Genomic DNA, 7,744 nt, shown 5'->3' on the forward strand with positions numbered 1-7,744 from the left:
CCCTGCCGGGGCGGTGCGGAACGTCATGGGTGCTGCCTTTCGGTCCTCGGACACGTCGAACTTTCGAACCGTAATGCCGGATATGCGGCGTCGGCGGAAGGCGTGCCGGGAGTCCCGGGGCCCGGCCCCCTACCCCTCCGGGTCCGGCACGCCGAGCAGCAGCAGCGTCACGTCGTCGTCGTGGGCGGCGGTGTCCGGGATCAGGGTCCTGACCAGCCGGGCCGCGGCCCGGTCCAGGGTTCCCGGGTCCGTGGGGGCGTCCTTCAGCTCGTCGTCGGCGGTGCGGACCAGGACGTCGATCTGGGCCTCGATGTCGGTACCGGGCCGTTCGACCAGCCCGTCGGTGTACAGCACCAGGGTGCTGCCGGGCGGCAGCGGGTGGGTGACCTCCTCGAACGACAGCCCCGTGCCGGACGAGCCGTTGACGCCCAGCGGCACCCCGACCGGCGCGGGCAGCCTGCGGGCGGGCCCGTGCGGGGGCAGGGCGATGACGGGGAGGTGCCCGCCGGAGCACAGGGTGAGCTCGTCCGCCTCCTGGTCGATCACCAGGTAGAGGCAGGTGACCAGCTGGTCCGCCAGGTCGCTCACGAACGCGTCCAGCCCGGTCATGAGCGCGGCGGGCGTGGCGCCGGTGCGGGCGAGGGCGTGGGAGGCGGCCCGCAGCTGTCCCATGACGGCGGCGGCCTCCAGGCCGCGGCCCATCACGTCGCCGATGACGACGCCGGTGCGGTGCTGGTCGAGGGGGATGACGTCGAACCAGTCGCCGCCGACCCCGGGGTCCTGGACGGACGCCAGGTACCGGTGGGCGCTGGGCAGGTGCGGCAGCCGGGGCGGCTCCCCCATGAGGCTGTGCTGCAGGGTGTAGGCGATGTGCCGCTGCTGCTCGTAGCGCTCGGCGCGCTCGGCCTCCAGCCGCCTGCGCTCGGTGATGTCCCGCACGGTGAGCACGGCGAGGGTCTGCTCCTCCGGCTGCAGGCTGCTGACGCTCACCTCGACGGGGAACTCGGAACCGTCGCGGCGCATCCCGTACAGGTCCCGGTCCAGGACCGTGGGCTGCGGGTCGCGCAGGCGGAGGTAGGCGCCGAGGAGGGCGCGGTGCCGGCGGCGCCGCCCGGGGGGCACCAGGCCGACCACCTCGGTGCCGACGAGATCACCCGGAGGGAAGCCGAAGAGGTGCCCCACCTGCGTGTTGGCCATGACGATGACGCCGTCGCCGTCGGTGATCAGGGTGGCGTCGGGCGCGGACTCCAGCAGGGCGGTGAACAGCCGGTGGGACCGCTCGACCTCGCGCTGGGCCGCGACGCGCTCGGTGATGTCGGTGACCACTCCGCCCACCGCGTAGGGCGTGCCGGACGCGTCGGTGATCGGGAACAGGCTGGAGAGGTACTCCCGCGTGCCGCTCGGCAGGGTGTAGACCTCCTCACGCTGCACGGCCCTGCCCTCGGCCAGCACGGTCAGGCCGATGGCCCGCACCTTGACCGCCGTCTCGGGCGGCAGGACGTCCTGGTCGAGACGGCCCAGGAACCGGTCGCGGGGCAGACCCATGTTCTGCTCGAAGGTGGTGTTGACCGCCAGGTAGCGGCCGTCCAGGTCCTTGATGAACACCATCGCCGGTGTGTGGTCCATGAAGGCCTGCAGCAGCTCGTTCTGGCGCACCTGCCACGCGAGGCGGGCGTGGGCCACCTCGATACGGCGCCCGACGGCGAGGGTCGTGAAGATCACCGCCGTGAACACGGCCACGTGGCCCGCCACCAGCAGGGCGGTCCCCAGCCGCGGCCCGAACAACTCCGCGTCCTCGCCCTCCAGGACGAGCCACCCCAGCAGCGGCGGGACGACCACGACGGTCAGCAGCAGCCAGCGCCCCAGCGCGCCCGTCGTCCCCGCGTTCATCAGCAGCCCGGCCGGGCCCTCGGCCGGGCGGACCAGGAAGAGGGCGGTGGCCAGCAGCACCATGGCGAGCGCCGTGTGCACGGCCATGCCCGTGTACGCGCCGAACCGCTCCAGCTGCGGCACCTCGTAGACGAACCCGTACAGCCTGAGCATGCCGAGCGCCCCGACAGCCAGGGCCGGGGCCTGGGAGACCCAGGCGGGGACCCGGTGCGCACCGGCGCACAGGGACGCCGCGCCCGCGAGCGTCACCGCCACGGCCGTGTTCGGCCCCATCCGTCCGGGCGTCCCCGGCTGGGTCCGGGCGGTGTCGTCGTCGAAGAGCAGCTCGTCGATGCCCAGCCTGACCCCCGTCACATACTCGAACAGGGTGAGGAGGCCGATCAGGGCGGCCAGGGCCGACCCGACGCGGGCCGCGGTGAGTGCACGCGGGCGGGCCGACTCGTGGGCGATCACCCACAGGGAGAGCCCGAGCATCAGGGTGGCCAGGGCGGTGTTGACCTTCATGGAGACCGAGGTGCCGGGCAGCACGCGCTTGAGCACATCGGTGTCGGAGAACCATCCGACCAGGCTCATCAGGGCCAGCAGCGCGGCCATCAGCGCCGCGACCACGGCCACCTTGCGCGCGGTGGCCAGGACGCGAGGGCGGAACGGCAGATCGTCGGCCTCCCGGGCGCCCCGGGTACCGGGCAGCTCGGGCACCCGTTCTCCGCCTGTCACAGCACTCTCGTCCCTGCCTGACGACCACCCGACATCTCAAATCATCCTAAGTAATACGAAAGGGTACGTGTGAAACTCAAGGGGCGCCGCCCCCGACGTCTGTTCCCCGGTATGCCCGACGACGGATGTCACCTGCGCCTTTTTCGTTCCCTCCGCAACCAATCCGCGGCCCCGGCCGGAACGGATTACCCCCGGACGAGTCCCGACCACGGAGGCCCTTGGTGAAGCAAGCGGTACATATCGGCAGAAATCCATCTGCCGGGCCCGATCTGCAGGAGTTGATCGGCCGGGTCGCCCTGGGCGACGAGGAGGCGTTCGCCGGGGTCTACGACGCCGTCGCCCCGGGAGTCCTCGGAGTCGTCCGGGCCGTGCTGCGGGACCAGGCGCAGTCGGAGGAGGTGGCCCAGGAGGTGCTGGTGGAAGTGTGGCGGACCGCCCCGCGCTACCGGCCGGAGCGGGGTTCGGCCATGAACTGGATCCTCACCCTGGCACACCGCCGGGCGGTGGACCGGGTGCGGTCGGTGGAGGCCGCGAACGCCCGGGACCACAAGGCGGCGCTGCTGGAACAGGTGCCCGAGTACGACGAAGTGGTCGAGCACGTCGAGGCCCGGCTGGAGCGGGAGCAGGTGCGGCGCTGTCTGCGCACCCTGACCGAGATCCAGCACCAGGCCGTCACCCTGGCGTACTACCGGGGACTGACCTACCGAGAGGTGGCGGAGGCCCTGGCGGTGCCGCTGGGCACCGTCAAGACCCGCCTGCGTGACGGACTCATCCGGCTGCGCGACTGCCTGGGGGTGACCGCATGACGACCACCGATCTGCACCGACTGACGGGCGCCTACGCGCTGCACGCCCTGTCCGACGAGGAGAGCGCAGCGTTCGAGCGCCATCTGGCGGGCTGCGAGGCGTGCGGGCAGGAGACGGCCGAGCTGCGCGCCACCACCGCCCGCCTCGGACTCGCGGTCGCCACCACCCCGGCGCCCGAGATGCGCGAGCGGGTGCTGCGGCGGATCGGCACCGTCCGGCAGGAGGCACCGGGCGGCCCGGCCCGGGTGACCCCCGCCCGGGCCGCGAGACGGGCCAGGGCGATGTCGCGGTGGGCGCTCGCGGCCTGCCTCGCCGGGGTCGTCGCGCTCGGCGGGACGGCCGTCTGGCAGCACGAGCAGGCGCAGGACGCCCGCGACCAGGCGCGCCGCGCCACCCGGACGGCGGACGCGATCGCCGCCGTACTGGCCGCGCCGGACGCCAGGACGCGGGCCGCCGGACTCACCGGCGGCGGCACCGGTACCGTCGTGCTCTCCCGCAGCCGGGACCAGGCCGTCTTCGCCGTGTCGGGGATGTCCGCGCCGCCGAGCGGCAAGGTCTACCAGCTGTGGTTCGAGGACGGCGGCACCATGCGGTCGGCCGGCCTCATGGACCCCGACCGCAGCGAGCAGACCGTCCTGATGCGCGGCGCACTCGACGGCGCCTCGGGCATGGGCGTCACGGTCGAGCCCGAGGGCGGCTCCGAGCACCCCACCTCCTCTCCGGTCGCCCTGATGAGCTTTCCCTCCTGACGCGGGGACCTCCTGGCACGGGGACCTCCTGGCACGGCATCCTCATGGCGCGTCGGAAATGGCCGGCAGGGGAATTCCCCGTGATGCGTAACGGAAGCGGGCTCGGATCGGTCGGGAAAAGGAATTCATCCGATCGTGGATACGACCAATCCGCCCGCCTCCCGGAATCGGATTCCCCACGTGACCGAGACAGAGAAAAAAGACCGGATACGGCCGCTCACGGCGGCACTGGGAGCCCTCGGCGGAGTGCTCGCGGGGTGCGCGGCCCTCGGGTTCGCCGAGGCGGTGGCCGGTGCCGTCCGTCCTCAGGCCGGCCCCGTGGTGGCGGTCGGGGGCGCGGCCATCGACCGCACCCCCGCCGCCGTCAAGGACTGGGCGATCCGGAATTTCGGGACCGCCGACAAACTCGTTCTGCAGCTCGGAATTCTCGCCGTGCTGGCGCTCTTCGCCGTGGCGTTGGGAATCGCGTCGGCGCGATTCCGGCGCTCCGCGGCGGCGGGCGTCCTGCTCTTCGGAGCGGTCGGGGCGCTGGCCGCGACGAGCAGACCGGACTCGACCGGTCTCCTGGACGCCCTGCCCTCGGTGGTGGGCGCCGTCGTCGGGGCGGTGGTGCTCTACGTGCTCGCGGGCCGGCTCCCCGCCTCCCCTCCCCTTGCGGCCGGAGCGGAGGGGACGCCGTCCGGGGCCGCGTGGGACCGGCGCGGGTTCGTGATCGCGGCGTCGGCCGCCGCCGTCGCGTCGGCCGGGGCCGGGGCGCTGGGCCGGGCACTGTCCGGTTCCGGCGGCCGTGACGCGGTCGCCTCCCGCAGGAAGGTGGTCCTGCCCGCACCCGCCTCCCCGGCGGCCCCCGTGCCCCGCGGCGCCGGGCTGCGGATCCCCGGCGTCAGCCCCTTCACCACGCCGAACGAGTCGTTCTACCGGGTCGACACCGCACTGGTGGTGCCGAAGGTGGACGCCACCGCCTGGCGCCTGCGCATCCACGGCGAGGGCGTCCGGCGTCCGGTCACGCTCTCCTTCGACGACCTGCTCCGCCGTGAGCTGGTCGAGCGCGACATCACCCTCACGTGCGTCTCCAACGAGGTCGGCGGGCCGTACGTGGGCAACGCCCGCTGGATCGGGGTGCGCCTGGCCGACCTGCTGGCCGAGTGCGGGGTCGAACCGCCCTCCCGGGGCGGCCCGGCCGACCAGCTGGTGGCCCGCTCCGTGGACGGCATGACCCTGGGCAGCCCGGTGGAGGCGCTGATGGACGGCCGGGACGCGCTCCTCGCCGTGGGCATGAACGGCGAGCCGCTGCCCTTCGACCACGGCTTCCCCGTCCGCATGGTGGTGCCGGGCCTCTACGGGTTCGTCTCCGCCTGCAAGTGGATCGAGGACATCGAACTCACCACCTTCGACGCCTACGACCCCTACTGGGTCAAGCGGGGCTGGGCCCGCGAGGCGCCGGTCAAGACCCAGTCCCGGATCGACACGCCCAAGCCCTTCGCCCGGCCCGGGGCCGGCACGGTGATGGTCGCCGGGGTCGCCTGGGCCCAGCACCGCGGCATCGACAAGGTCGAGGTCCGCGTCGACGACGGCCCCTGGCAGGAGGCCCGGCTCGCGGCCGAGGACAGCCGCGACACCTGGCGCCAGTGGTCCTTCCCCTGGCAGGCCACCAAGGGCGGCCACACGCTCACCGTGCGCGCCACCGACCGCACCGGTCAGGTGCAGACCTCCGAGCGGACCAAGACCGTGCCCGACGGCGCCAGCGGGTGGCACTCCGTGGTCGTGACCGTCGAGTGACCCGGTCCACCGGGAGCAACATGAGGGGTCCGCCCCCCGGGAACCGGGGGGCGGACGGCCCGTTCCCGCGTGGAGCGACGATGCCCGGGCACGAGGCCGACAGGGGTCCAACCGGGTGAGAGGCGGATCAGGCATGGAAGCACCGCTCGCGGGCGACGACCGGGCGCGGTGGGTGCCCGTGCGGTGGAGGCGGGTGCGGGTGCGGGCGTCCTGGTGGCCCGCGCTGCGGCGGACCCCCGTGTCGTTGTGGAACGACGACATCTCGGACTACGCGGCGGCGCTGACGTACTACGCCATCCTGGCCGTGCTCCCCGCCCTGCCCGCCACCGTCCTGGCGTTCGGCATGATCAGTCCGGAAGCGGCGGCGGAGTTCGTGGCGCACGTCGGCGCCTACGCGCCGGCGCAGTCCGGGCCCGAGCTGCACGCCGTCCTGGCCCGGACGCTGGAGACCAGCGGGACGGCCTGGTCGCTGATGGCGGCCGGTGCGGCCAGTTCCCTGTGGTCGGCCTCCAGTTACCTGGCCGTCTTCCGTCGCGCCCTGCACGGCATGCACCGGGTATCGGACCAGCGCTCGCCCTGGCGCAAGGCCCACCGGATCCTGCTCACCGCGCTCGCGCTGCTCGGGCTGCTCGTGGTCGGTTCGCTGACGCTGCTCCTGACCGGGCCGCTGGCGGAGGCCGTGGGCCGCGCCCTCGGGGTGGACACCACCGTGGCCCTGGCCTGGAGCCTGCTGCGCTGGCCCGTGCTGCTGTGCCTGGTCGCCCTGCTGGTCGTCGTGGTCTTCCACACCGGCCCGGTGCCGGCCCGCCGGCGCCGGCACAGCCTGCCGGGCGGGGCGCTGGCCGCCGTGCTGTGGCTGATCGTCTCCGCGGGCTTCTCCGCGTACGCCTCCACGCTCGGCGCCTACAGCAGGCTGTACGGGTCGCTGGCCGGTGCGGTCGTCTTCCTGGTGTGGCTGTGGCTGTCCAACCTGGCGCTGCTCACCGGCGCGCAGTTCGCCGCCGAACTGGGCAGGCGGGCCCAGCCGGCGGCGGTGGATCAGAGCACGGGGAAGCGGCCCGTGCCGTAGGAGGCGTCGGGCAGCGGGTCGGGGGTGCCGTCAGGATCGAGCAGGTGGGCCGTGACGGCGGCGGCGGTGCGGTGCCAGCAGCGGGAGCGGCGCAGCATCGCGTGGTCGCCCCCGCCGACGACGGCCATCCCCGCCCGGGCCGCCGTCTCCCGCGCCCGGCGCACACAGGCCGCCGTGGCGCCGGGCGAGGTGACGCGGTCCTGGTCGCCGTGCAGGGCGACGACGTGCCGGCCCGCGAGGTGGTCCACGGGCTCGCCGGCCGGCCACCAGGGCGCGAGGCCGACCACACCCCGCACCTGCGGATGGCCGGCGGCGCTGAGGGCCGCCCGGCCACCCATGGAGTGGCCGAGCAGGACCACGGGGACGGGTCCCACGAGGTCGGTCAGTTCGCGCAGCGCCCGGTGGGCGTCCCGTGCCGCGTCGGCGCGCTCGCCGTTCCAGCCGCGGAGCCGGTAGCGGACGCGGGCGACCAGCACCTCGTTGCAGGGGAGGGCGGCGGAGACGGCCCGGGCGAAGGGGCCCATCCTGAGGGCGGCCGGCTGCCAGGGGCGGGCGGCGCTGTCGCTGGTCTCGCGTCCCCCGTGCAGCAGCAGGACGGCCGCCCGGGGGTGGGGCGGGTGCCGCACGGGCACCACGCGCCCCGCGGGGGGCGCGGGGCCGGGCGCCGCGGCGGGGGAGGGTGGGGACGGGGGCAGACGGAAGGGACGGAAGGGTGCGGGGGGTGGGGGAGTGGC

At 74.3% G+C, this 7,744-nt stretch carries 6 protein-coding genes; 4 read left to right on the forward strand and 2 right to left on the reverse strand.

Features of this window, described 5'->3' with window-relative positions; genetic code table 11:
• Window positions 1-129: 129 nt before the first annotated feature.
• On the reverse strand, window positions 130-2,589 hold the full coding sequence (locus ACFW6P_RS10625) for a SpoIIE family protein phosphatase (protein ID WP_386357677.1): 2,460 nt from the start codon (window positions 2,587-2,589) through the stop codon (window positions 130-132).
• Window positions 2,590-2,828: 239 nt separating this feature from the next.
• Here ACFW6P_RS10625 and ACFW6P_RS10630 point away from each other — a divergent pair, with 239 nt between their 5' ends.
• The 4 genes from ACFW6P_RS10630 to ACFW6P_RS10645 all read left to right on the forward strand — a co-directional run bounded on the left by ACFW6P_RS10630 (window position 2,829) and on the right by ACFW6P_RS10645 (window position 7,010).
• Window positions 2,829-3,413: a sigma-70 family RNA polymerase sigma factor gene (locus ACFW6P_RS10630; RefSeq protein WP_386357770.1), complete on the forward strand. Its 585-nt coding sequence runs from the start codon at window positions 2,829-2,831 to the stop codon at window positions 3,411-3,413.
• Window positions 3,410-4,162 carry an anti-sigma factor domain-containing protein gene (locus ACFW6P_RS10635; RefSeq protein WP_386423412.1) on the forward strand — a complete coding sequence of 251 codons (753 nt, stop codon included), beginning with the start codon at window positions 3,410-3,412 and terminating at the stop codon, window positions 4,160-4,162. The genes ACFW6P_RS10630 and ACFW6P_RS10635 overlap by 4 nt, the downstream gene beginning before the upstream one ends.
• 180 nt (window positions 4,163-4,342) lie before the next feature.
• Window positions 4,343-5,941: a sulfite oxidase gene (locus ACFW6P_RS10640; protein ID WP_386357673.1), complete on the forward strand. Its 1,599-nt coding sequence runs from the start codon at window positions 4,343-4,345 to the stop codon at window positions 5,939-5,941.
• A gap of 133 nt (window positions 5,942-6,074) precedes the next feature.
• A complete protein-coding gene (locus ACFW6P_RS10645) occupies window positions 6,075-7,010 on the forward strand; it encodes a YihY/virulence factor BrkB family protein (protein WP_386357671.1) in 936 nt (311 codons plus the stop codon).
• Here ACFW6P_RS10645 and ACFW6P_RS10650 read toward each other — a convergent pair.
• The gene (locus ACFW6P_RS10650; protein WP_386423415.1) at window positions 6,980-7,645 is read right to left on the reverse strand and encodes an alpha/beta hydrolase; all 666 of its coding nucleotides are present in this window, start codon (window positions 7,643-7,645) and stop codon (window positions 6,980-6,982) included. The genes ACFW6P_RS10645 and ACFW6P_RS10650 overlap by 31 nt on opposite strands.
• Between the last annotated feature and the right edge of the window lie 99 nt (window positions 7,646-7,744).

Origin of the sequence: Streptomyces sp. NPDC058741, from assembly GCF_042746715.1 — a bacterium.
GTDB lineage: Bacteria > Actinomycetota > Actinomycetes > Streptomycetales > Streptomycetaceae > Streptomyces.

Excerpts from the sequence above, each read along its gene's own strand:
- ACFW6P_RS10635 (WP_386423412.1), top strand. The coding sequence starts at position 3,410 with ATGACGACCACCGATCTGCACCGACTGACGGGCGCCTACGCGCTGCAC.
- ACFW6P_RS10645 (WP_386357671.1), top strand. The coding sequence starts at position 6,075 with ATGGAAGCACCGCTCGCGGGCGACGACCGGGCGCGGTGGGTGCCCGTG.